The organism is Pseudoduganella sp. R-43 (assembly GCF_049913255.1).
Lineage (GTDB): Bacteria > Pseudomonadota > Gammaproteobacteria > Burkholderiales > Burkholderiaceae_D > Rugamonas.
Genome location: NZ_CP183988.1, coordinates 978,778 through 999,893 on the forward strand (window position 1 = coordinate 978,778; position 21,116 = coordinate 999,893).

Genomic DNA, 21,116 nt, shown 5'->3' on the forward strand with positions numbered 1-21,116 from the left:
CTTGCTGGGCATTGGGCCAGCTTACGCTTGGCCCGAATGCCTGCTTTCGGATACATCAAGGAATGGCGGCATGTTGCCGCCATTGAAAGTGTGCTTAGTTGACCATCATTTTGCGACGCTGGAACTCTTCATAGCGCTGCTGCTCGCGTTCCCAGATGTAGCGGAATGCGGCGCGGGCTTCTGGAGTCAGGCGGCGAATTGCCTCGACGTTGAAGGTCATTGGATGCGGCTCAGCGGACGCCAGGGCGCGCGACTGGGCGCGGGTGGCATCGATGAACTGCTTGGTGGCTTCGTCGATATCCGGGAAAAAAATGTCCGCGGGCAATTTTTGCTGAAGCTCCATCTGAAAATCTCCTAGTAAGACAAATCGTCTGAGCCATAAAACGACTCGTTGAGCATTCTGGTTGACAAGCCTCATCAAAATCTGTGCGTCACCCCACAAATGTATAATGCGGCAATTACAAGGCACCCTCAAAATGACCAACACCACCCATTTCGGTTATAAAACCGTCAACGAAGACGACAAAGTCAAGGAAGTCGCCAAGGTCTTCCACTCCGTCGCCGCCAAGTACGACATCATGAATGACCTTCTGTCCGGCGGCTTGCACCGCATCTGGAAGGCTTTCACTATTGCTAACGCGGCCGTGCGCCCGGGCATGAAGGTGCTCGATATCGCGGGCGGTACCGGCGACCTGGCCAAGGCGTTTGCCAAGGCGGCTGGTTCGACCGGCGAGGTGTGGCTGACGGATATCAACGAATCGATGCTGCGTGTCGGCCGTGATCGTCTCTTGAATAAGGGCCTGGTTACCCCCACCTTGATTTGCGATGCGGAGAAGTTGCCGTTCCCGGATAACTACTTCGACCGTGTCAGCGTGGCGTTCGGCCTGCGCAATATGACGCACAAGGATGTTGCACTTTCTGAAATGCGTCGCGTGTTGAAGCCGGGCGGCAAATTGCTGGTGCTGGAATTCTCGAAAGTGGATCCGCTCTTGCAAAAACCGTATGACTTTTATTCCTTCACGGTGTTGCCGTGGATGGGCCAGAAAGTGGCCAACGATTCGGAGAGCTATCGCTACCTGGCCGAATCCATCCGCATGCACCCGGACCAGGAAACGCTGAAGACCATGATGCAGGCTGCGGGTCTGGAGCGCGTGCAGTACTACAACCTGACGGCGGGTGTGGCCGCTTTACACACTGGCATCAAAATGTGAGACATCCAACGATGAAAATGAAAAAATTCCTGGCCGGCGCGATGATTGTGCTGTCCGCTGTGAGCATGATGAGCGAATTGTCTGCCCGCCCGATGGGCGGCGGCAAGTCCTTCGGCCGCCAGTCGTCGAGCGTGAGCAGCATGCCGAAGCAGACCACTACTGCACCGGCGCCCACCGCTCCGACTGCAGCGCCGACTGCCACCCGTCCGGCTGCAGCGCCTGCGCCTGCAGCACCGGCTCCGGCGCCGAAGCCTAGCATGTGGAAGGGCATCCTCGGCGGTGCACTGCTCGGCCTTGGCCTGGGCGCACTGCTGTCGCACTTCGGCCTGGGCGGCGCCATGGCGTCGGCCATCAGCTCGATCCTGATGATCGCCCTGATCGGCGGTGTGATCTTCTTCATCGTCCGCATGCTGCGCCGCAAATCGCAGCCGGCGGCCCAGCCAGCGTTCAGCGGCGGCTATAACGGCGGCAACGTGCACCAGATGCAGCCAGCGGCTTTCGAGCCGGTGATGCCTGCTGCCGGCGCGGCATTGGCGGCGCCTGCAGCTGCAGAAACCGTGGCGCATACCCCATGGGGTGTGCCGGCCGACTTCGACACCGCCGGCTTCCTGCGTGCGGCCAAGTCCAACTACATCCGCCTGCAAGCGGCATGGGACAAGGCGGACGTGGAAGATATCCGTACTTTCACCACGCCCGAGGTTTTTGCCGAGCTGCGCATGCAGATCCAGGAGCGCGGCGCGCAAGCCGAGTACACCGATGTGGTGGCGATTGAGGCCGAGTTGCTGGGCATCGAGAACGACGGCAATGATTCCCTGGCCAGCGTGAAGTTCTGGGGCAAGATGAAACCCGCCGCCGATGCGCTGCCGGAACCGTTCCAGGAAGTCTGGAACCTGAGCAAACCGCATAACGGCAAAACTGGCTGGATGCTGGCAGGTATCCAGCAGCTTGCGTGAGTTGGCGCACTAACTGGTAAGATCGAGACCGCCCTGGTTTTCCGGGGCGGTTTTGTTTTATTTGGACCCACTTGAATATGTTTCCATTCCCTCCCAGGCTGCCTGGCCTGAGCATGCCGGCAGCTGCCACCGTCAATCACCTGCTGGCGCAGGAGCCATGGGCGCGCACCGAGCTCAAGCTACATGCCGGCAAGGTCGCCGTGATCGATGCCAACCCCGCTGTGCTGCGCCTGCGCGTGGCGCCCGACGGCATGGTGGAAGCGGCAGGCAACGAGGCCGGGGCAGCGGTGACGATCCGCCTGAAGCTGAGCGACCTGCCCCTGATCGCGCAAAACCGCGAGCGTGCTTTCTCCTACGTGCAGATCGAAGGCGATGCCGAATTCGCCAACGCCATTTCGCGCCTGTCGCAATCGCTGCGCTGGGAAGCCGAGTACGACCTGGAAAAACTAGTGGGCCCGATTGCTGCCGTGCGCCTGGTGCAGGGTGCGAAAGCGGCAGTGCAGGGCGCGCGCAACGGCCAGCGCAAAGTGGCCGAGAATGTCGCGGAGTATTTCCTCGACGAGAACCCGCTGTTGATCCGCCCTGTGGTGGCGGAAAGCTTTGCGGCCGATGTGACCCGCTTCCGCGACGACGTGGAACGCGCCAGCAAGCGGCTGGAAAAACTCGAACAAAAACTGGCTAAATGATTCGCAAATTCCTCAGGCTGTTCAAGATTGTCCGCGTCTCCGTCCGGTACGGGCTGGATGAAATCGCCATTTCCGGCTTCGACAAGCCACGCATCAGCAAGTTTCTCGATACCGTCTTTTTCTGGCGCGACCTGTCGACGCCGCGCGCCGTGCGCCTGCGCCGCGCGCTGGAGGAGCTGGGTCCGATCTTCGTCAAATTCGGCCAGGTGCTGTCGACCCGCAGCGACCTGTTCCCGCTCGATATCGTGGCCGAGCTGTCCAAGCTGCAGGACCGCGTACCGCCCTTCGATTCCGACCTGGCGATCAGGATGATCGAGGAGTCGCTGGGCGCCCATCCTGACGAACTGTTTGCGCGCTTCGAGCGCGTGCCGGTGGCGTCGGCATCCATCGCCCAGGTGCACTTTGCTGCGCTGAAGGATGGCACCCAGGTGGCAGTGAAAGTCCTGCGCCCTGGCATGAAGAAACTGATCGATGAAGACGTAGCGCTGATGCATATCGCGGCCAACTTCATCAACCGCGTGTGGGCCGATTCAAAGCGCCTGAAAATCCAGGAGGTGGTGCAGGAGTTCGACAAGTACCTGCACGATGAACTGGACCTGATGCGCGAGGCCGCCAACGCCAGCCAGTTGCGCCGCAACTTTGCCGAGTCGAAGCTGCTGCTGGTGCCGGAGATGTACTGGGATTATTGCTCCAGCAATGTGATCGTGATGGAGCGCATGCACGGCATTCCGGTGTCGCAGATCGATCGCCTGATCGAGGCCGGCGTGGACTTGAAAAAGCTCTCGTCCGATGGCGTGGAGATCTTCTTCACGCAGGTGTTCCGCGACGGCTTCTTCCACGCCGACATGCACCCGGGGAATATCCTGGTGTCGATCGAGCCTGAGTCGTTTGGCCGCTATATCGCACTGGACTTCGGCATCGTCGGCACGCTGAACGATTACGACAAGGATTACCTGTCGCAGAACTTCCTGGCCTTCTTCCGCCGCGATTACAAGCGCGTGGCGGAGGCGCATATCGAATCAGGCTGGGCGCCGAAAGAGACCCGCGTCGATGAGCTGGAAGCTGCAGTGCGGGCGTGCTGCGAGCCGATCTTCGACCGTCCGCTGAAGGACATTTCGTTCGGCCAGGTGCTGCTGCGCCTGTTCCAGACTTCGCGCCGCTTCAATGTGGAAGTGCAGCCGCAGCTGGTGCTGCTGCAAAAGACGCTGCTGAATATTGAAGGCCTGGGCCGCCAGCTCGATCCTGACCTGGACCTGTGGAAGACGGCCAAGCCTTACCTGGAGCGCTGGATGGCGGAGCAGGTGGGCTGGCGCGGCCTGGTGGAGCGCCTGAAGGCGGAAGCGCCGCGCTATTCGCATATCTTCCCGCAGTTGCCGCGGCTTGCGCACCAGGCGCTCACAGTCGCTGCGGAGCGCGACGTGGAGACCAAGGCTTTGCTGGCCCACTTGGTCGAAGAGCAGCGGCATACCAATCGCTTGCTGTCGTTCTTTGCATTCCTGGTCGGGTCGTTTGTGTTGGGCGCTGTGGCGTACGTGGCTTATGCCCGACTTCACTAACCGCGATCCGCGCACGCCGGAGTTCTGGGACCAGCGGTTCGAGGCTGAATTCAAGCCGTGGGATCGCGGGGGTGTTCCGGCGCAGCTGGCGCGCTGGCTCCAAACCGGTAACCCAGGGTCTGACCCACAGGGTCAGACCCCCAGGTACGCGGCAGCCGCTGGACAGGTGTCTGACCCTGCGGGTCAGACATCGGGTGGCCGGTTTTCGGTGCTCATCCCCGGCTGCGGCAGTGCCTACGAACTGCAAGCGTTCTGCGAAGCCGGCTGGAACGCCACCGCCATCGACTTCTCCCCGTCCGCCGTTGTTGCGGCGCAACAAGCTGTCGGCCCCTGGCGTGAGCACGTGATCGAAGCCGATTTCTTCGAATACACACCGCAACTGCCGCTGGACCTGGTCTACGAACGCGCCTTCCTGTGCGCCATGCCGCGCGAGATGTGGCCGCGCGTGGTGCAGCGCTGGGCGCAACTGCTGCCGGAAGGCGGCCTGCTCCTGGGCTACTTCTTCTTCGACAGCAATCCGAAAGGCCCGCCGTTCGGTGCCGACCAGGAGCTGCTGAACCGGTTAATGAGCGCTTACTTCGATCTCGAGCAAGACGCGCCGGTCGAAGACTCCATCCCGGTATTCGAGGGCAAGGAGCGTTGGATGGCCTGGCGCCGGAAAAAAGCTTTATAATTCAGGGTTTTGATGTTTTTTGCGGAGTAATCGATGCCTATCTACGCTTACCGCTGCGAGGAATGTGGCTTTGCCAAGGACGTGCTGCAAAAGATCTCCGATCCGCAGCTCACCGATTGCCCTTCCTGCGGCAAGTCCACCTTTAAGAAGCAACTGACCGCAGCCGGCTTCCAACTGAAAGGCACCGGCTGGTACGTAACCGATTTCCGTGGCGGCAGCGCCCCGGCAACCGGCGTTGCCAGCACGGCCAAGACCGAAGCCCCGGCGGCAGCCGCGCCGGCACCTGCACCGGCGAAGTCCACCAGCGAGGCTTGATTTTCCCCGCACAAGGAACACGATGCGCAAATATTTCATAACCGGCTTGCTGGTCCTGGTACCGCTGGCCATTACGGCATGGGTGCTGAACCTGGTGATCTCCACCATGGACCAGTCGCTGCTGCTGATCCCGGAGAAGTGGCTGCCCAAGGACCGACGAATTTCGGGCCTGGGCACCATCCTGACCGTGCTGATCGTGTTCCTGACCGGCCTGCTGACCAATAACCTGGTTGGCAATTTCCTGATCCGCCAGTGGGAAAAGCTGTTGCACCGCATTCCAGTGGTCAGCTCGCTGTACGGCAGCGTGAAGCAGGTATCGGACACGCTGTTCTCCGATTCCGGCAATGCCTTCCGCAAGGCGGTGCTGGTGCCTTATCCGCATGCGGGCTCGCGCACGATCGCCTTCCTGACCGGCGCGCCGGCCACCGAAGTGCAGAAGCACCTGGACGATGAATTCATCAGCGTCTACGTGCCAACCACGCCGAACCCGACTTCCGGCTTCTTCCTGATGTTCCCGAAAAAAGATGTAATCGAGCTCGATATGAGCGTCGATGCCGCACTGAAGTACATCGTTTCGATGGGCGTTGTCGTCCCTGAATAAAACTTAACCTGAAACTGAGAATCAATATGTCCATGCGTACTGAATACTGCGGCCTCGTAACCGAAGCCCTCGTAGGCCAAACCGTCAGCCTGTGCGGCTGGGTGCACCGTCGCCGCGACCACGGCGGCGTGATCTTCATCGACCTGCGCGACCGCGAAGGCCTGGTGCAGGTGGTCTGCAACCCGGACCAGGCGGAAGTGTTCTCCGTTGCCGAATCCGTGCGTAACGAGTACTGCCTGCGCATCACCGGCACCGTGAAAGACCGCCTGGCCGGCACCGTCAACAACAACCTGAAGTCGGGCAAGATCGAAGTCGTTGCCTCCAAAGTGGAAGTGCTGAACGCCTCCGTACCAGTTCCATTCCAGCTGGACGACGACAACCTGTCCGAAACCACCCGCCTGACCCACCGCGTGCTGGACCTGCGCCGCCCGCAGATGCAGAACAACCTGCGCCTGCGTTACAAGGTGACCATGGAAGTGCGCAAGTACCTGGACGACCTTGGCTTTATCGATATCGAAACCCCGGTGCTGACCAAGTCCACTCCGGAAGGCGCGCGCGACTACCTGGTGCCGTCCCGCGTGAACGCGCACGAATTCTTTGCGCTGCCGCAGTCGCCTCAGCTGTTCAAGCAGCTGCTGATGGTCGCCAACTTCGACCGCTACTATCAGATCACCAAGTGCTTCCGCGACGAAGACCTGCGTGCCGACCGCCAGCCTGAATTCACCCAGATCGACTGCGAAACCTCGTTCCTGACTGAACAGGAAATCCGCGACCTGTTCGAAACCATGATCCGCAAAGTGTTCAAGAACACCATGGGCGTGGATCTGCCAAACCCGTTCCCGGTCATGGACTTCGCCGAAGCCATGGGCAAGTACGGTTCGGACAAGCCTGACATGCGCGTCAAGCTGGAATTCACCGACCTGACCGACGTGATGAAGGATGTGGAGTTCAAAGTCTTCTCCGGCGCCGCCAACATGAAGAACGGCCGCGTAGTCGGCATGCGCGTGCCGAAGGGCGCCGACATGCCGCGTTCGGAAATCGACGCGTACACCCAGTTCGTCGCCATTTATGGCGCCAAGGGCCTGGCCTACATCAAGGTCAACGAGAAGGCCAAGGGCCGTGACGGCCTGCAGTCGCCGATCGTGAAGAATATCCACGACGAAGCCCTGAACAAGATCCTGGAACTGACCGGCGCGCAAGACGGCGACCTGATCTTCTTCGGCGCCGACAAGGCCAAGGTTGTGAACGACGCGATCGGCGCGCTGCGCGTGAAGATCGGCCACTCCGAGTTCGGCAAGGCCAATGGCCTGTTCAACGACGTGTGGGCGCCGCTGTGGGTGATCGACTTCCCGATGTTCGAATACGACGAAGAAGAAGACCGCTGGACCGCAACCCACCACCCGTTCACCTCGCCAAAAGACGGCCACGAAGACATGCTGGAAACCAATCCAGGCGCATGTATCGCCAAGGCCTACGACATGGTGCTGAACGGCTGGGAACTGGGCGGCGGCTCGATCCGTATCCACCGCGAAGAAGTGCAGTCCAAAGTGTTCCGCGCGCTGAAGATCGGTGCTGAAGAGGCTCGCGAGAAGTTCGGCTTCCTGCTGGACGCGCTGCAGTACGGCGCGCCTCCGCACGGCGGCCTGGCCTTCGGCCTGGATCGTATCGTGACCCTGATGACCAAGTCCGATTCGATCCGCGACGTGATCGCCTTCCCGAAAACCCAGCGTGCGCAGTGCCTGCTGACCCAGGCGCCATCGCCGGTGGACGAGAAGCAGCTGCGTGAACTGCATATCCGCCTGCGTTCGGCTGAGCCTAAGGTGGCTGGCTAAAACCGGCAAACCAGTGTCAGACCCGCAGGGTCTGACACTGGGCCCGCGACTGCCGCCGCAACTGCAGTGAAGGACGGGGGCTGGACCTAGGGCCAGTTCCCGCAGGTTCACCGGTTTATGAAGCCCTACAAAATCCCCGAATCCGTCCTGGTGGTCATCCACACCGCCGAGCTGGAAGTGCTCCTGATCGAGCGCGCCGGCAACCCCGGCTACTGGCAATCCGTCACCGGCTCGAAAGACGCCCTCGACGAACCCCTGCTCACCACCGCCACCCGCGAACTGTTCGAAGAAACCGGCATCGTCGCCGACGGCAAGCACATCGTACTGCGCGACTGGGGCCTGCAGAACATCTACGAAATCTATCCCATCTGGCGCCACCGCTACGAACCCGGCGTCACCCACAACCTCGAACACATCTTCAGCGTGCAGGTGCCGCGCAACGTGCCCGTCATGCTGAGCCCGCGCGAACATACCGCCCACGTCTGGCTGCCGTATCTGGAAGCGGCTGACCGCTGCTTTTCCCCCTCCAACGCCGAGGCAATCCTCCAGTTACCGCAATATATGTAACTTGCAGCTTGCTTGTAAATCGCACTCCGCGCGTTTGGCTATAATCGGACATCGACTGTCACGCTGGGGGCACATGCCATGCCGGAGACTCAGGATATTCTTCTGGAGCAGTTGCAGGTAGGCTTGTACGTCCACCTCGATCTGAAGTGGTTTGAGCATCCTTTTGCATTCAGCCATTTCAAGATCAAGTCGCAGGAGCAGATCCACCAGTTGCGCAGCCTCGGCTTGCACAAGATCCGCATCGATCCTGCCTTGAGCGACGTGCAGCCGGCCGCGCTGTCGGCCGAAGCGCAGGAAATTGCCGCCGCCGCGCCGCCGCCGCCGCCCGCGCCTGAATCCCCAGAGCTTGCAGCCAAGCGCGCCATGATGGAGCGCATGCGCCAGCAGCGCGAGAACGCGGCCCGCATCGAACATGCGTTTGTCGATACGGCGCGCGCCATGAAAGACATGGAAAAGAACATCTTCGCGCGCCCGGCCGAGAACCTGCAGAAGGCCAGCGAGATGATCGGCAAGATCGCCGACTCCATCCTGAGTGCGCCGGAACTGGCGATCCACGTCATGGGCGACCGCACCGGCGGCGAGGAAATCTACCTGCATTCGCTCAACGTCACCATGCTGTCGATGATGATTGCGCGCGACATCAAGCTGCCGCGCGAGGTGGCGGGAGCGATGGGCGTCGGCGCCATGTTCCATGACCTTGGCGTGCGCAATATCCCGGACAAGGTGCTGACCAAGACCGAGCCATGGACGCACTCCGAGCAGCACCTGTACGAAACCCATTGCGCGGTGGGGACGGAAATGGGGCAGCAGCTCAAGTTCCCGGCCGCCGCCGTTGCCATCGTGCGCGACCACCACGAAATGTTCGATGGCAGCGGCTACCCGCGGCAATTGAAAGGCGAGGAGATCGGCGTGCTGGCGCGCATCGTGGCGATCGCCAACTACTACGACCGCCTATGCAACCCGGTCAACGGCACGCCCGGCCTGACCCCGCATGAAGCCCTATCGCTGATGTTCGCCAAGAACCGGGGCAAGTTCGATCCCAAGCTGCTGCAGGTGTTCATCCGCTGCCTTGGCGTCTACCCGCCGGGCACCATCGTGCAGTTGTCGAACGGCGCCACCGGCATGGTCGCCACCATCAATACCGAAAAGCCGAACAAGCCGGAACTCGTCGTGTATGAACCGGGCGTGTCGCGCGAAGATGCGATCATGGTGGACATGGCGCTGGAAAGCGACCTGAATATCGTACGGGCCATCAAGCCTGCGCAGGTGCCGAAGGAGATCTACGCTTACCTCAGCCCGCGCAAGCGGGTCAGCTACTACTTCGACGCCACCAAGCCGGGCCAGGGAGCGACCGGGTGATTTCCGCACTGCGCCAGCTGATGCTCGACCACAGTCCGCATATGATGCTGCTGGTCGATCCCACCGACCTGCACATCATCGTTGCCAACCGGGTGGCCGAGCAAGTGCTTGGCTATTCGGGAGCGCAACTGGTCGAAATGCAGATCACCGACATCGAGAGCTCGCTGCAGGACGTGTTTTACTGGGAGGACGTGCGCGGCGGCCACTTCCAGGATATCGATGCGCAGGAAGGCGAATACCAGCGCGCCGACGGCACGCAAATCATGGTCATGAAATCGCTGCGCGTGCTGCGCCATGAAGACCGCTGGCTGATCCTGATTCTGGCCCGCGATGCACGCCAGGAGCGCAAGGTGGAGGACGTGCTGGAGCAGACCCTGTCGCAGCTGCGCACCACGCTGGAAGCAACCGGCAACGGCATCCTGGTGATCGACTGGCACAACAAGATCGCCAGCATGAACCGTCAGTTCAGCGAAATGTGGCACATCCCGGAAGCCTTCCTCAAGAACGGCAACGACGCAGCCATCCTCGAATTCCTGACTGCCAATGTGGTCGAGCAGGATTTATGCCGCGAACGGCTGCAGCAAGTGAGCGATCCGCACGAGACGCTGGACCAGTTCCACCTGCACGATGGCCGCGTGTTCGAATGCAGTTCGCGCCCGCAATTCCTCGGCGAGCGCATTATCGGCCGGGTGTACGGCTTCCTCGACAACACGGAGCGCGTGCATGCGGAGCAGGCCCTGCGCGAATCGCGCGACCAGCTGGAGAGCCGCGTGCACGAACGCACTCTGGCGCTGCAGATGGCGAACATCACGCTGGAGAGCGAGAAGACGCGCCAGGCCGACCTGATCCGCAAGCTGGGGGAAGCACAGAACCAGCTCCTGCAATCGGAAAAGATGGCTTCCATCGGCGTGCTGGCAGCCGGCGTGGCGCACGAGATCAACAACCCGGTCGGCTTCGTCAATTCCAACCTGAGCAGCCTGCAGCGCTATATGCAGTCGCTGATGCGGCTGCTGGACGCCTATGAGGCGCGCGAAGAACACCTGCCGGAAAGCGACCGCGGCGAGCTGAATGCCCTGCGCAAGGAGATCGACGCCGATTACCTGCGCGAGGACCTGGGCAGCCTGCTGTCCGAATCGATGGATGGCCTGGACCGCATCAAGCGCATCGTGCAGGACATGAAGGACTTCTCGCACGCCGGGGGCGGCGACGTGCTGGTGGCCAACCTGGAAACAGGCCTGGACAGCACCCTGAACGTGGTCTGGAACGAGCTGAAATACAAGGCGGAGGTCGTGAAGGAATATGGCGGCGTGCCGGAAATCGAATGCATCCCGTCGCAATTGAACCAGGTGTTCATGAACCTGCTGGTCAATGCCGCCCACGCCATCGAGAACCGCGGACGCATCACGGTGCGCACCAGTTACGAGAACGAAATGGTGACGGTGTCGGTGAGCGATACCGGCAGCGGCATCGCGGCGGAGAACCTGGGCCGCATCTTCGAGCCGTTCTTCACCACCAAGCCGGTCGGGAAGGGCACTGGGCTGGGCCTGTCGCTGTCCTACAGCATCGTGCAAAAGCACGGTGGGCGTATCGAGGTCGACAGCGAAATCGGGCGCGGCACTACCTTCCGCGTGATCCTGCCGCGGCAGATGTCGCCTGCCGCCGAGGAAAACGACGTCATAAATTGACCTGGATGCGGGTGGCTTAGCGGCTGCAGGGCACGGCAAAGTCGACGTGGTAATGCTCGTCATGCCGTACCCACGGCTTGCCCGTCATGAACTTGAGCCGCTTCAGTTCGGCGCCGCGCGGCGTGGCGAACAGGCGCGGCAGGTAGGCGGTGTCGAAGATCACCAGCGCGAGACCATGTCCGCGCGCACGGGCCGCCTGGTCCAACTGGAGCAGGTGTTCGGCCATCGCGCCAAAGTCGATGCTGTAGTCGCCATGGCGAGCGTCGCGGTCGAATTCGATGTCGTAGCCGAAACGCTGGGTGGCCGGTGTCGGCAGGCGCGCCGGCCGGCCACCCTGGTCCCGCACCGGCACGAGGAAATCGACCGACAGGCCATTCTGGTGCGTGCGATGAGGGCGGAAGCGGCCGCCGAACTCGTTGCCGGATTCCCCGTACACATATTGCACTCCCGGCGCGGCGCGCTCGAGCTTACGGTAGGCGTCGAGGATGATGGCCGACACTTCGCTGTGCACGTGGTTGCGGCCCATGCCGATGGCCAGTTTGCTGTAGGCCGTGAAATTGGCGCCTTCGGACGGGAGCTTGACGCTGCCTTCGATGCTGCCGCGATTGACGGTGCCGTGGCAACGGCTGCCGTCTGCGCCGGCCGAGGATGCGCAAAACGCCAGGAGGGCAGCAGCAGTGGCGCGGGCCGCTTTCAACGGCCAGGCCCCGAAAGGACGCGGCGCAGCATATAGCAAGCGGGGAAGGCTGGCAGCAGCAAGAGGACTAAGAAGCCCGAGTTGCTTTCCGCAGCACCGGCTCCGGCATTTGCGGCCATCAGCATGACCGAGGTGTTGACGGCCGCGTGCATGGCAATGCCCGGAATCAGCGAGCGCGTCCGCTCATAAAGCCAGCCAGCGACGATACCGAACAGGCTGGCGCCGACAAGCTGGTAAATGTTCATGTGGTAGAAGCCGAACACGACCGCTGATCCCAGGATGGCGTAGCGACGCTCATACTGCTGCAGGAAGCTGCGCAGGATAATGCCACGGAACAGCATTTCTTCCACCACGGGCGCGATGACGCAAATCAGCAATATCTGCGGCAGCCCGGCCGACAGCCAGCTACTGATCTCGTTCTCCATCCCGGCGCGCATGGGAAATTCGGCAAGCAGCAGGCGGTTCACCAAGCCCATGAGCAGGAACAGGCATGGCGTGGCCAGCAGGACCAGGGGCACGATGACAACCATGGTGGCGGCGGTTGCCGCGCGCGAGGAATGGAACAGGTCGCGGTAGTCAAGGTTCTTCCAATGCAGCAGCGCGGTGAAAACGATGCCGTTGGCCAGCAGCCGGGAGAGCGTGACCAGGCTGTAGGGATCGTCAAGGCCCAGCAAGCCGTGCGCGTCGTACAGTACGCAGGTCATCAGGTAATCGACGGCCCAAAGGCATAAAACAAGGAAGAAAGCTTCTGGTGCAGAAGGGAAAGTGGTGTGTCGTTCATTCATGCGCATGACTATAAAGCAATTCCCGACACTTTTGACGGGGAGCAAGCCGGGCAGTTGGGGTTAGAATGGTTCCATGAAGATCCGCGTTGCCACATACAACATCCACAAAGGCATGTCATACCGTAGCCACCCACGGGTGCATGCCTTGCGCCATGCGATAGAGGCCTTCCATGCCGACCTGGTCTTCCTGCAGGAAGTGCAGGGCCAGCACGACCGGATCGAGGCCCGTTACGGCGAAGAAAGCGCGGGCCACCGGCACTGGCCGAAAAAGGCCCAGCATGAATTCTTCGCGGGCGAGTCGCACCAGTCGGTGTACGGCCTGAATGCGCAATACGATCATGGCCACCACGGCAATGCGCTGCTCAGCAGATATCCGATTGCGCGCTGGACCAATACCGATATTTCCGACCACGCCTACGAATCGCGCGGCATCCTGCATTCGGTGGTGGAAACGGAAGGGCAACTGGTGCACTGCTACGTGATCCATCTCGGCCTGTTCGAGCGCAGCCGCGTGCGGCAGGCGGACATGCTGATCGAAGCCGTGCGCAGTTCGGCGCCCGATGGCGAGCCCGTTATCATCGCCGGCGACTTCAACGACTGGCGCAATACGCTGACGGACAAGCTGCAAAGCGCGCTTGGCGTGCGCGAAGTCTTCGACGAGATCAAGCACGGCCATTCGGTCGGCGACCTGGTGCGCACCCTGGCGCGGCGCAAGGCCGCCCAGCGCCCGGCCCGCACCTTCCCGGCCGCCTTGCCATTTTTCAGGTTGGACCGCATCTATGTGCGGGGCTTCAAGGTAGAATCCGCGGAAGTCCTGCATGGCCCGCTGTGGGCCAAGCTGTCGGATCACGCGCCCATCGTGGCGAACCTGAAACTGGTTTCCTGACACATGCGTCACGTTGATTTTCTAGCCGATAACGAAGTCAAACTCCTGCACTGCGGTACCGATTATTTTCCGGCACTGGTCGAGGCGATCGAGGCCGCGCAGTTTGAGATCTATTTCGAAACCTATATCTTTGCCGAGGATGAGACCGGCAAGCGTGTCATGGCCGCGCTGAAAGCTGCCGCCCAGCGCGGCGTGACGGTGCGCATGATTACCGACTGGTTCGGCACCGGCCACAAGCCCGCCTACCGTCTGCATGCCGAGGTGACGGCCGCCGGCGTCGAGCATCGCATCTTCAACCCCTGGTTCCGGCGCGGGGTGACGCGCACCCACCGCAAGATCTGCGTGGTGGACGCCCAGGTGGCATTTGTCGGCGGCATCAATATCAACGACGATATGTTCACCGACTACGACCACAACAAAGCGCTGGCAGCCCCGCGCTGGGATTTTGCGGTGGCGGTGCGCGGGCCGCTGGTCGAATCGATTCACAGCGAGGCGGAAACGCAATGGACGCGCCTGGGGCATATGAACATCGTCAAACGCCTGACCCTGTTCAACGAAGTGCGCAAGCTGAACAAGATCGCGCGCCAGAGCGCCATGCAGGCCGGCTTCGTGGTGCGCGACAACCTGCGCAATCGCCGCACCATCCAGCGCGCCTACCTGCAAGCGCTGGGACGGGCCAGGAAAAGCGTGCTGCTGGCCAATCCCTACTTCGCGCCGGGCCGCAAATTCCGCCGTGCGCTGGCTGCAACCGCACAGCGTGGGGTGGAAGTGGTGCTGCTGATCGGCGTGGGAGAATTCTGGCTGCAGGATGCGGTGGCACACTCCTTCTACCCGAAGCTGCTGGAAGCGGGCGTCAAGGTGGTGGAGTATCGCAAGACGCAACTGCACGCCAAGGTGGCAGTCATCGACGATGACTGGGCGACCGTTGGCTCCTCCAATGTGGATGGGCTGAGCCTGTTCCTCAACCAGGAAGCCAACGTGGTGATCAAGGACGCGGAATTCACGCGTTCCCTGCGCGGAAAGATCGAGGATGCCATCGCCGATGGCGTGGTGATCCACCCGCAGGATTTCGAACATGTCGGGCGCTTCCGGCGGGTCGGATACGAAGTGGCGTACTTCTTCTACCGCACGCTGATGCGCATTTTTGCAGTCGGAAAGTACACATGAGTGACGTAAGGATAGACAAATGGCTGTGGGCGGCGCGCTTTTTCAAGACGCGCCAGCTGGCCATCGACGCCATCGACAAGGGCAAGGTGAAACTGTCGAGCGGCGAACGCATCAAGCCCTCACGCAACGCGAAGCTGGGCGAGCGCCTGCATATCGATAACGGCGCGGACGAATGGGACGTGCTAGTGGTGGGCATTTCCGGCAAGCGCGAAGGAGCGCCGATAGCACGCCTGCTCTATGAAGAGAGCGAAGAATCGCTGGCCCGTCGCGCCGCCCTGATCGAGCGCAAGAAACTGTTCCCCGAGCCCTTCGCCGACAACAAGGGCCGCCCAACCAAGCGCGACCGCCGCACCTGGGAAAAGGCCACGGAAAGCTGAAAAAGGGGACGTAACCCTCTTTTCTACGGCTTTTTTCGCCTCCGGCGAATTTAAAAGGGGTACGTCCCCTTTTAAATTTTGTTGCAACGCAACAATAGAGGTGCACTTCTAGTGGTGCCGTTTGACTTTCGCCACACGCTGGATAATAGTACGAACGTTCGCAAAACTTTTCACCAGCGGCCGATCTGTTAGAGCGAGAATAAGGCTTTTCCTTCTATCTGGATGGGTTCAAAAGTGAGTGGAATTCTTGTCAATACACCAACGAAATTCATGCGCAAAGGCGAAATGACCCGTGCGGCCATCCTGGATGTGGCCCTCGACCTGGCAAGCCGTGACGGCCTCGAAGGCCTCACTATCGGCTTGCTCGCCGACAAGATGAACATGAGTAAGTCCGGTGTATTCGCGCACTTTGGTTCGCGGGAAGATTTGCAGATTGAAGTCCTGAAGCTGTATCACCATCGCTTCGAGCAGGAAGTGTTTTACCCGGCGATGAAGGAGGCCCGTGGCCTGCCTCGCCTGCGCGCCATGTTTGCCAACTGGATCAAACGTGTGAGCGTGGAAATCGCCTCGGGCTGCATCTATATCAGCGGCGCCGTCGAGTATGACGACCGCCCTGGCCCGATCCGTGAAGAACTGCTGGCCATGGTCGGCGCGTGGCAGGCAGCCTTGCTGCGTTGCGTGCGCCAGGCCATCGACAACGGCGACCTGCGGTCCGATACCGATGCGAGCCAGCTTGTGTATGAAATGTACGGCCTGATATTGGCCCTGCACCATGAGGCGCGTTTCATGCGCACTCCTGGCAGCGTGGACCGGGCAGGCGTGGGCTTCAACCGACTGATCGAAAACTATCAACCATCCTAAGGCTGCGTTTCGCAGCAGCCGAGCAAACATAACCTTTTAGCTTTCTGGAGAAAAAAATGGGTCAATACGTCGCGCCAATCCGTGATATGCAGTTCGTCCTGCACGAGCTGCTGAAGGTGGAAGAGAAGCTGAAAGAGCTGCCTCCTCACGCCGAAACCGACGCGGACATCATCAACCAGGTGCTGGAAGAAGGCGCCAAGTTCACCTCCGAAGTGCTGTTCCCGCTGAACCACTCCGGCGACCGCGAAGGCTGCCACCACGATGCAGCTGCCAAGACCGTGACCACTCCAAAAGGCTTCAAGGAAGCCTACGCACAGTACGTTGAAGGCGGCTGGGCTGCGCTGGCTTGCGATCCAGAGTATGGCGGCCAGGGCCTGCCTATCGTCCTGAACAACTCGTTCTACGAGATGCTGAACTCCGCCAACCAGGCATGGACCATGTACCCAGGCCTGTCGCACGGCGCCTACGAGTGCCTGCTGGCCCACGGCACCCCGGAACAGAAATCGACCTACCTGCCTAAGCTGGTTTCCGGCGAATGGACCGGCACCATGTGCCTGACCGAGCCGCACTGCGGCACCGATCTGGGCATGCTGCGCTCGAAAGCCATCCCTAACGCCGACGGTTCCTGGAACATCACCGGCGCCAAGATCTTCATCTCGGCCGGCGAACACGACATGTCCGAAAACATCCTGCACCTGGTGCTGGCTCGTGTTCCGGACGCTCCAGAAGGTTCGAAAGGCATCTCCCTGTTCCTGGTGCCTAAGTTCATCCCTAACGCCGACGGTTCGATCGGCGAGCGCAACCCGATCTTCTGCGGCGCGATTGAAGAGAAGATGGGCATCCACGGCAACTCGACCTGCCAGATGAACCTGGACGGCGCCAAGGGCTGGATCATCGGCCAGCCGAACAAGGGCCTGAACGCGATGTTCGTGTTCATGAACGCCGCCCGCCTGGGCGTGGGCGTGCAGTCCCTGGGCCTGACCGAAGTGGCTTACCAGAACGCGCTGGTGTACGCAAAAGACCGCCTGCAAATGCGCTCGCTGTCCGGCGTGAAGAATCCTGAAGGTCCAGCCGACCCGATCATCGTGCACCCTGACGTGCGCCGCATGCTGCTGACCGGCAAAGCCTACGCTGAAGGCGCGCGCGCTTTCGCTTCCTACGTGGCGCTGCAGATCGACCGTGAACTGCACCACCCTGACGAAGAAGTGCGCAAGGAAGCCGGCGACGAAGTTGCCCTGCTGACCCCGATCATCAAGGCCTTCATCACCGACAACGCATGGATCGCCACCTCCGACGCAATGCAGGTGTACGGCGGTCACGGCTACATCTCCGAGTGGGGCATGGAGCAGTACGTGCGCGACGCGCGTATCAACCTGATTTACGAAGGCACCAACACCGTGCAGTCGCTGGACCTGCTGGGCCGTAAGATCCTGATGGACAACGGCGCCAAGCTGCGCAAGTTCGGCGAGAAAGTGCGCGCCTTCGTGGAAGAAAACGGCACCGACGAAGCGATGTCCGAGTTCGTCACCCCGCTGGGCGACCTGGGCGAGAAGCTGACCAAGCTGACCATGGAAATCGGCATGAAGGCCTTCCAGAACCAGGACGAAGTGGGCGCCGCTGCAGTTCCTTACCTGCGCGTGGCCGGCCACCTGGTGTACTCGTACTTCTTCGCACAGATGGCGAAGATCGCCCTGGAAAAAGAAGCGTCGGGCGACAAGTTCTACACCTCGAAGCTGGCAACCATCCGCTTCTACTTCGGCCGCCTGTACCCAGAAACCGCAACCCTGATCCGCCAGGCTCGTTCCGGCGCCGCCAACCTGATGGCCCTGGACGCTGACCTGTTCTGAAGTTGATGGCGCTGGCTGATCGCGCGCCAAACCGGTAGTGCGGTGTCAGACCCAATGGGTCTGACACCGGTTTGCCGGTTTTGCTGTAGAAAGCCAGCCCCCATGGCATAGCAACGGAAATACCAACCAAAGGATATATATGAGCAACTTCAACGTGAAAAAAGTAGCGGTGCTGGGCGCCGGCGTGATGGGTGCGCAGATCGCTGCCCACTGCGTCAACGCTAAAGTACCAGTCGTCCTGTTCGACCTGCCAGCCAAGGAAGGCAACAAGAACGGTATCGGCATCAAGGCCATCGAAGGCCTGAAGAAGCTGTCCCCGGCTCCTTTCGGCGACAAGGCCGACGCAGAACTGGTGCAGATCGCCAACTACGAAGACAACCTGGACCTGCTGGCTGGCTGCGACCTGATCATCGAAGCGATCGCCGAGCGCATGGACTGGAAGCACGACCTGTACAAGAAAGTCGCTCCGCACATTTCGCAAAACGCCATCTTCGCCTCGAACACCTCCGGCCTGTCGATCAACAAGCTGGCCGAAGGCTTCGACGCTGACCTGAAGGCGCGCTTCTGCGGCGTGCACTTCTTCAACCCACCGCGCTACATGCACCTGGTGGAACTGATCCCGACCACCGGCACCAAGCCGGAAATCCTGGACCAGCTGGAAACCTTCATGACTTCCGTGCTGGGCAAGGGCGTGGTCCGCGCCAAGGACACCCCGAACTTCATCGCTAACCGCGTTGGCGTGTTCGGCATCCTGGCCATCATCCACGAAGCCGAGAAGTTCGGCCTGTCCGTCGACGTGGTCGACGACCTGACCGGCGCCAAGCTGGGCCGCGCCAAGTCCGGTACCTTCCGTACCGCCGACGTGGTTGGCCTGGACACCATGGGCCACGTGATCAAGACCATGGAAGACAACCTGCCGAACGATCCGTTCGCAGCGCTGTACAAGACTCCTGCCGTGCTGTCCGGCCTGGTCGCCAAGGGCGCCCTGGGCCAGAAGTCCGGCGCCGGCTTCTACAAGAAGGTCGGCAAGGACATCCTGCGCCTGGACGCGGCAACCGGTGAATACGTCGCCGGCGGCAAGAAGGCAGACGACATCATCGCCCGCATCCTGAAAGAAAAGGATCCGGTCAAGAAGATGAAGGCGCTGCGCGAATCGACCAACCCGCAAGGCCAGTTCCTCTGGGCGATCTTCCGCGACGCTTTCCACTACATCGCGATCCACCTGGAATCGATCGCCGACAACGCGCGCGACATCGACTTCGCCATGCGCTGGGGCTTCGGCTGGAACGTTGGTCCGTTCGAAACCTGGCAAGCAGCCGGCTGGGGCCAGGTTGCACAGTGGGTCAAGGAAGACATCGAAGCCGGCAAGGCGCTGTGCAATGCACCGCTGCCAGCGTGGGTCTTCGAAGGCAAAGTGGGCGAACAGGGCGTGCATACCCCTGAAGGCTCGTTCTCGCCAGCGACCAAGTCTTACACCCCGCGTTCCGAACTGGCTGTGTACAAGCGCCAGGAATTCCGCGCTCCAGTCGTGGGCGGCGGCGGTGCAGATCCCAAGACTGCCGGCGTGACCGTGCACGAAGACGAATCCGTGCGGCTGTGGCACACCGGCGACGACGTCCTGATCCTGTCGCTGAAGACCAAGATGCACGTGATCGGCAAAGGCGTGATCGGCGGCATCCAGCGCGGCCTGGCCGAAGCTGAGAAGAACTTCAAGGGCCTGGTGATCTGGAACACCGACGCAGCCGAAGGCGGCGCCTTCTCGGCCGGCGCCGACCTGCAGGAAGCCCTGCCAGCCTTCATGGCCGGCGGCGCGAAAGCGGTCGACCCGATCATCAAGGAACTGCAAGACACCTTCATGAAGATGAAGTATTCCAACGTGCCAGTGGTGGCGGCTGTTGCCGGTATCGCCCTGGGCGGCGGCTGCGAAATGATGCTGCACGCATCGAAGCGCGTGGCTGCACTGGAATCGTACATTGGCCTGGTGGAAGTGGGCGTTGGCCTGATCCCTGGCGGCGGCGGCCTGAAGGAAGCGGCAGTACGCGCTGCCCGCGAAGCCAAAGGCAACGACATCCTGCAATTCCTGAAGACCGGCTTCACCAACGCTGCAACCGCGAACGTATCCAAGTCCGCGCTGGAAGCGAAGGCCATGGGCTACCTGAAGGAAGACGACATCATCGTGTTCAACGCCTACGAGCTGCTGCACGTGGCGAAGACCACTGCCCGTGCGATGGCTGACGCAGGCTACCGCGCTCCGATCCAGCGCCCAGTGCCGGTGACCGGCCGTTACGGCTGGGGCACCATCCGCGGCCAGCTGGTCAATATGCGCGATGGCGGCTTCATCTCCGCACACGACTACAAGCTGGGCGACATGATCGCCGAGATCGTGTCCGGTGGCGACATCGACCAAGGCAGCGTAGTGAGCGAGCAGTGGCTGCTGGATATGGAACGCAAGGCCTTCCTGGAATTGCTGAACCATCCTAAGTCGCAAGAGCGCATCATGGGCATGCTGCAGACCGGTAAGCCGGTTCGCAACTAAGAGCAAATGTCCATCCTGTCGCTGGCCTTCAAAATCCTGTTGCGAGTGAAACCAAGCATGGTCTATGAGCAAATCAAGAAGCACATGACGGAGTCGCTGCCGTTCGTGCGCCTGCTCGGCATCCGTATCGACAGCATCGGCCCGGGAACGGCCGAAGTGTCGATGCCGGACGACGGCAAGCTGCACAACCACCTCGGCACGCCGCATGCAGGCGCGTTGTTTACGCTGGCCGAAACGGCGTCCGGCGCGGCCATGGCAGGCGGCTTCGCCGACCTGATCATGGACATGCGCCCGGTCGCCAAGGAGTCGCGCATCCAGTACCAGAAAGTTGCCAAGGGCGCGACGCGCGCCTCCGGCAAGGTACCGGGCGACCTGGCCGCGATCCGCGCCCAGCTCAAGGATGAAGGAAAAGTAGCGTTCCCGGTCAACGTCGACATCTTCGACGAACACGGCACGCTGGCAGCACAAGTACAGGTGGACTGGTACCTCTCCGCCAAACGCTAACGAACACAGATACTGGAA

The 21,116-nt window shown here is 61.3% G+C and carries 21 protein-coding genes; 18 read left to right on the forward strand and 3 right to left on the reverse strand.

The genetic code is table 11. The features are described 5' to 3' along the window. Positions 1–94: 94 nt before the first annotated feature. Positions 95–343: a hypothetical protein gene (locus tag ACN9M3_RS04605; protein WP_028101568.1), complete on the reverse strand. Its 249-nt coding sequence runs from the start codon at positions 341–343 to the stop codon at positions 95–97. Positions 344–476: 133 nt separating this feature from the next. Here ACN9M3_RS04605 and ubiE point away from each other — a divergent pair, with 133 nt between their 5' ends. The 11 genes from ubiE to ACN9M3_RS04660 all read left to right on the forward strand — a co-directional run bounded on the left by ubiE (position 477) and on the right by ACN9M3_RS04660 (position 11,438). Continuing rightward, positions 477–1,211 (forward strand): bifunctional demethylmenaquinone methyltransferase/2-methoxy-6-polyprenyl-1,4-benzoquinol methylase UbiE, encoded by a 735-nt coding sequence (ubiE, locus tag ACN9M3_RS04610; protein ID WP_426167943.1) that lies wholly within the window; start codon positions 477–479, stop codon positions 1,209–1,211. 11 nt (positions 1,212–1,222) lie between these two features. Further along, a complete protein-coding gene (locus ACN9M3_RS04615; RefSeq protein ID WP_426320813.1) occupies positions 1,223–2,164 on the forward strand; it encodes a Tim44 domain-containing protein in 942 nt (313 codons plus the stop codon). A gap of 77 nt (positions 2,165–2,241) precedes the next feature. Continuing rightward, positions 2,242–2,850 carry a ubiquinone biosynthesis accessory factor UbiJ gene (locus ACN9M3_RS04620; RefSeq protein WP_426320815.1) on the forward strand — a complete coding sequence of 203 codons (609 nt, stop codon included), beginning with the start codon at positions 2,242–2,244 and terminating at the stop codon, positions 2,848–2,850. Further along, a complete protein-coding gene (gene ubiB / locus ACN9M3_RS04625; RefSeq protein WP_426320817.1) occupies positions 2,847–4,406 on the forward strand; it encodes a ubiquinone biosynthesis regulatory protein kinase UbiB in 1,560 nt (519 codons plus the stop codon). Before ACN9M3_RS04620 ends, ubiB begins: the two co-directional genes overlap by 4 nt. A gap of 208 nt (positions 4,407–4,614) precedes the next feature. After that, entirely contained in the window at positions 4,615–5,079 is a 465-nt protein-coding gene (locus tag ACN9M3_RS04630) for a methyltransferase (RefSeq protein ID WP_426320819.1), read from the forward strand. 33 nt (positions 5,080–5,112) lie between these two features. After that, positions 5,113–5,394, forward strand: coding sequence for an FmdB family zinc ribbon protein (locus ACN9M3_RS04635; RefSeq protein ID WP_426167953.1), 282 nt, complete (start codon positions 5,113–5,115; stop codon positions 5,392–5,394). Between the two features lie 22 nt (positions 5,395–5,416). Then, entirely contained in the window at positions 5,417–5,995 is a 579-nt protein-coding gene (locus ACN9M3_RS04640; RefSeq protein WP_426320821.1) for a DUF502 domain-containing protein, read from the forward strand. Positions 5,996–6,021: 26 nt separating this feature from the next. Continuing rightward, positions 6,022–7,827: an aspartate--tRNA ligase gene (gene aspS, locus ACN9M3_RS04645; protein ID WP_426320823.1), complete on the forward strand. Its 1,806-nt coding sequence runs from the start codon at positions 6,022–6,024 to the stop codon at positions 7,825–7,827. A gap of 117 nt (positions 7,828–7,944) precedes the next feature. Further along, on the forward strand, positions 7,945–8,394 hold the full coding sequence (gene nudB / locus ACN9M3_RS04650) for a dihydroneopterin triphosphate diphosphatase (RefSeq protein ID WP_426167959.1): 450 nt from the start codon (positions 7,945–7,947) through the stop codon (positions 8,392–8,394). A 78-nt stretch (positions 8,395–8,472) separates the two neighbouring features. Next, positions 8,473–9,753, forward strand: a complete 1,281-nt coding sequence (locus ACN9M3_RS04655; RefSeq protein ID WP_426167961.1) for an HD-GYP domain-containing protein — start codon at positions 8,473–8,475, stop codon at positions 9,751–9,753. Beyond that, a complete protein-coding gene (locus ACN9M3_RS04660; RefSeq protein ID WP_426167963.1) occupies positions 9,750–11,438 on the forward strand; it encodes an ATP-binding protein in 1,689 nt (562 codons plus the stop codon). The genes ACN9M3_RS04655 and ACN9M3_RS04660 overlap by 4 nt, the downstream gene beginning before the upstream one ends. A 16-nt stretch (positions 11,439–11,454) precedes the next feature. Here the strand turns inward: ACN9M3_RS04660 and ACN9M3_RS04665 are convergent, their stop codons facing one another. Together ACN9M3_RS04665 and ACN9M3_RS04670 are read right to left on the reverse strand one after the other, a co-directional pair. Further along, entirely contained in the window at positions 11,455–12,135 is a 681-nt protein-coding gene (locus ACN9M3_RS04665) for a penicillin-insensitive murein endopeptidase (protein ID WP_426167965.1), read from the reverse strand. After that, positions 12,132–12,839 carry a CPBP family intramembrane glutamic endopeptidase gene (locus tag ACN9M3_RS04670; protein WP_426320826.1) on the reverse strand — a complete coding sequence of 236 codons (708 nt, stop codon included), beginning with the start codon at positions 12,837–12,839 and terminating at the stop codon, positions 12,132–12,134. Before ACN9M3_RS04670 ends, ACN9M3_RS04665 begins: the two co-directional genes overlap by 4 nt. A 154-nt stretch (positions 12,840–12,993) precedes the next feature. Here ACN9M3_RS04670 and ACN9M3_RS04675 point away from each other — a divergent pair, with 154 nt between their 5' ends. From ACN9M3_RS04675 to ACN9M3_RS04705, 7 genes are all read left to right on the forward strand, one after another. Further along, complete coding sequence (locus ACN9M3_RS04675; protein ID WP_426167969.1) at positions 12,994–13,806, forward strand: endonuclease/exonuclease/phosphatase family protein; 813 nt, start codon at positions 12,994–12,996, stop codon at positions 13,804–13,806. Between the two features lie 3 nt (positions 13,807–13,809). Next, positions 13,810–14,973 carry a cardiolipin synthase ClsB gene (gene clsB, locus ACN9M3_RS04680; RefSeq protein ID WP_426167971.1) on the forward strand — a complete coding sequence of 388 codons (1,164 nt, stop codon included), beginning with the start codon at positions 13,810–13,812 and terminating at the stop codon, positions 14,971–14,973. Then, positions 14,970–15,350 carry an RNA-binding S4 domain-containing protein gene (locus ACN9M3_RS04685; protein ID WP_426320829.1) on the forward strand — a complete coding sequence of 127 codons (381 nt, stop codon included), beginning with the start codon at positions 14,970–14,972 and terminating at the stop codon, positions 15,348–15,350. The genes clsB and ACN9M3_RS04685 overlap by 4 nt, the downstream gene beginning before the upstream one ends. A 270-nt stretch (positions 15,351–15,620) precedes the next feature. Further along, the gene (locus ACN9M3_RS04690) at positions 15,621–16,211 is read left to right on the forward strand and encodes a TetR/AcrR family transcriptional regulator (protein WP_426167975.1); all 591 of its coding nucleotides are present in this window, start codon (positions 15,621–15,623) and stop codon (positions 16,209–16,211) included. Between the two features lie 56 nt (positions 16,212–16,267). Further along, a complete protein-coding gene (locus ACN9M3_RS04695) occupies positions 16,268–18,058 on the forward strand; it encodes an acyl-CoA dehydrogenase C-terminal domain-containing protein (RefSeq protein WP_426167977.1) in 1,791 nt (596 codons plus the stop codon). Between the two features lie 139 nt (positions 18,059–18,197). Beyond that, entirely contained in the window at positions 18,198–20,594 is a 2,397-nt protein-coding gene (locus tag ACN9M3_RS04700) for a 3-hydroxyacyl-CoA dehydrogenase/enoyl-CoA hydratase family protein (protein WP_426320831.1), read from the forward strand. 6 nt (positions 20,595–20,600) lie between these two features. Beyond that, complete coding sequence (locus ACN9M3_RS04705) at positions 20,601–21,098, forward strand: PaaI family thioesterase (protein WP_426167981.1); 498 nt, start codon at positions 20,601–20,603, stop codon at positions 21,096–21,098. Positions 21,099–21,116: the final 18 nt, after the last annotated feature.